Below are 2,898 nucleotides of genomic sequence, written 5' to 3' on the forward strand. Positions count from 1 at the left end.
CTTTCAGTTCGCGGTAACTTATCCCGTATTTGCAGTACCAACGTACAGCCCAGAGAATAATGTCGCCAGTAAAGTGTCGGCCTTTGAAGTCTGACATAATGGATCCGATGATGTGGTTTTTAATGAGTGTGGCTCAAATAGCCAACTTTGCAACGGAGCCGCTTTTTCAGGTGAGGTTCCGCACATGAAACAGCAATTCCCTTCGCAAATATCTGAGATAAACCTTTCCATGCTGAAAAATAAAACTTGACTATTGCTATCGACTATAGAGCCATCATTGTGTTTAAAATATGTTTTCAATTTATTTAAACCTATCCAGTGAATAACTACAAAGTTATATAGCATAAGTTTTAATACTAGGGATTCTAGAACGAGTAGAGAGGATCTGGAGTATTAAAATTTGAGGCTCACTACCAGTGATAAGGCTCGATTATCACTGGTATATTAGACAGTTTATGCAGAATCAGTATTTATTATTTTTAAGTTTTTCTAAGAACACTTGTCTGATTCATAACAAGAAAGTTTGTTCATAAAAGCCTTAGACATATTTTCAGGAACAATAAAGACTCCTCCGTATCGCTTACCATACACTTTAATCTTCCAGTCCTTTTTTGACATCTTTTCTAAATAATCAATAGGAAATATGAGACCAAAATGCTCTTCGGTCGTAACCATATTACCAACCGTAGATACTTCACGGTCAATATCAGAAAACCCAAATGAATAGCCATCTTCTCCGTTAGCTGAGTGATAAAAACCCCAATCAACATTTGTAGAAGTAACATACAGTTGAATGAATTCCCTCATATCATTTTTATAGAGAGATCTAAAGCTTATTTTCACAGGAAATGTATCAGTAATTCCTTGTCGGCTTAAGTAAAGTGGTGTAGTTATCCATGTTTGATTTTGAAAAGAATCATGCTCAATTTTTATGTTTGTAGAAATTGACTCTAAATCCTTTGGTACTGTATTTACACAACCTGAAAGAAATAAGATAGATAGTATAACTATAGTGATTGGTCGAAACGTCATTTAATTAACCTTACAATATATTTAGCGGCAAGATAGTTTTATCAACCACTGTATCAGCCCATAAATTACCATGTATAACTTATTGTTGTAAAACCGTTAAATCCTAAAGTAAGTATCTGATAAGCATGAAGCAGTACAAGAGAAAACAGGTAGGTTTATAATAGATAGCCCTACCAGTGATAACTGTTCTTATCACAGGTTATATTTACTCATAAATAGACAGCTTTCGAAGTTAGATTGCATGGCTTTGTTAGGCAAGATTATCTCACAACTTAAATCTCATTGGTTGAACAGACAATACTGAATCCTCTCGAAGACTTTTTAATGCACCATAAGGTTCAAACCCTGTAGTTTGATATAAATTAACCGCAGCCACATTGATAGTTGAGACAGCTAAAGAAACATAATCCAAATCAAACTCTTTTGCCCATGTGATGATTTTTTGAAGTAATAAACGACCAACACCTTGACCGCGAACACTAGGAGAAATCCACATTTGATATACATGAGCCGTTTTATCACTCGAACTGTGTAGTACACCCCAAGTCAGACCAATCGCCATACCATTTAACTCTGCAATAAGTGGCAATGCATATTTCGATTGATTATCTGGATCAAGACGAGAAAGCCACTCTTCTTTAGAGAACTTAATCTCATGCTCATAAGTACTACCAAACGAATTCGGTGAGTCTTGTAGAGATAAGAGCCTGAGTTCTTTATATATTGCCCAATCTTTCTTATTTATCACTCTTATATTCAACGAATTCATATCAATCCTTAGACCTCTAACAGCTTATTCAGTAGCAACAAGATATCACCGCTAAGTATCTATTGTAAAAAGAATAAATTTACTTGAGTATGGGAATGCGTTATAGATATAAAGAATAAAAATTAACTTTACCACTACCAGTGATAATAGTGCTTATCGCTGCTGTTTACTTTATCTAATAGCTCACCGAACTTCCTAATATTAAGATCTAGAATGTATGTAAAAATAATAATTATTCACTTTTTTGATAGACCTCAATCAATTTTTTTTCCATCATAGTAAAAACCATAAACTGTTTAAAAATAACTCATGCCGATTACAATAAATACAATATCAGATATAAACACTTTGACTCCCCAAGGCATAATTAATGAAGGGGCTATTTCTCTAGGCTCTAAAGATTATGATATTAGAGTTGTTGATGATCTTGTAAAGGTAGAGCGTAATTTAGATGGTATGAATGGACTTTCAAAATTATTAAATGCCATGATTGATTTTTTTTCGAGAATGACGACATCAGATGAACATGCATTAACAACTCGCGCTAATCAACTTCAAACCACGCTTCAAGAAAACTTAAATGATTGTTTTAATCAAGTATTCACAAATAACTACCTAAAAGAAGGAAATAGTCATTTATTTCAATATTGTATTGATAATCATTTAGAGCAAATTTTAGAGACCAACCCCAAGCTAGGACAGAAACTAGAAAACCTTAGAGACCGTGCACTTGGTGATCCTATTGGAGCTGATGATGGACTTAAGTGCTTAGAATTTCTTAATCAGAATGAACACACATTCTTTGAAAAGGAGAAAGATATTCTAGATAATTTTAACTATATTCAAAATAGATTATCAAGCCTTAGCTTGGAGTATAGTAATCAGTCTAAATTTGACGAATCAGATCAGATTGATTACATGAAACAAAGATTAAATATTTTAAAACATATAAATGATAGAGCATAACTTTTCTCTTGAGTAACCCTCTACCAGTGATAAATACGGATTATCGCGGGTAGGGATGAATAATACTACCAATTATTTTGTTACCATTTTTGCAGCTTCCATAACTTTAAAAGGTGCATAAAATTGAGGGT

Annotated in this window: 3 protein-coding genes and 1 pseudogene; 1 reads left to right on the forward strand and 3 read right to left on the reverse strand. The window is 33.4% G+C overall.

The window, feature by feature from the left end; all coding sequences use genetic code 11:
* From L2764_RS26565 to L2764_RS26575, 3 genes and pseudogenes are all read right to left on the reverse strand, one after another.
* Nucleotides 1-97, reverse strand: a pseudogene (locus tag L2764_RS26565) (IS6 family transposase); the annotation flags it as partial.
* 392 nt (nucleotides 98-489) lie between these two features.
* A complete protein-coding gene (locus tag L2764_RS26570) occupies nucleotides 490-1,032 on the reverse strand; it encodes a hypothetical protein (protein WP_248943346.1) in 543 nt (180 codons plus the stop codon).
* A 265-nt stretch (nucleotides 1,033-1,297) separates the two neighbouring features.
* A complete protein-coding gene (locus L2764_RS26575) occupies nucleotides 1,298-1,801 on the reverse strand; it encodes a GNAT family N-acetyltransferase (protein WP_248943347.1) in 504 nt (167 codons plus the stop codon).
* 309 nt (nucleotides 1,802-2,110) lie between these two features.
* Here L2764_RS26575 and L2764_RS26580 point away from each other — a divergent pair, with 309 nt between their 5' ends.
* Complete coding sequence (locus tag L2764_RS26580) at nucleotides 2,111-2,767, forward strand: hypothetical protein (protein ID WP_248943348.1); 657 nt, start codon at nucleotides 2,111-2,113, stop codon at nucleotides 2,765-2,767.
* The last annotated feature ends 131 nt before the right edge of the window (nucleotides 2,768-2,898 follow it).

It is taken from the genome of Shewanella surugensis, from assembly GCF_023284005.1.
Classification (GTDB): Bacteria; Pseudomonadota; Gammaproteobacteria; order Enterobacterales; family Shewanellaceae; genus Shewanella; species Shewanella surugensis.

Bases quoted from the DNA above. Each gene is read 5' to 3' on its own strand.
- L2764_RS26580 (WP_248943348.1), top strand. From the start codon at position 2,111: ATGCCGATTACAATAAATACAATATCAGATATAAACACTTTGACTCCC.
- L2764_RS26575 (WP_248943347.1), bottom strand. From the start codon at position 1,801: ATGAATTCGTTGAATATAAGAGTGATAAATAAGAAAGATTGGGCAATA.
- L2764_RS26570 (WP_248943346.1), bottom strand. From the start codon at position 1,032: ATGACGTTTCGACCAATCACTATAGTTATACTATCTATCTTATTTCTT.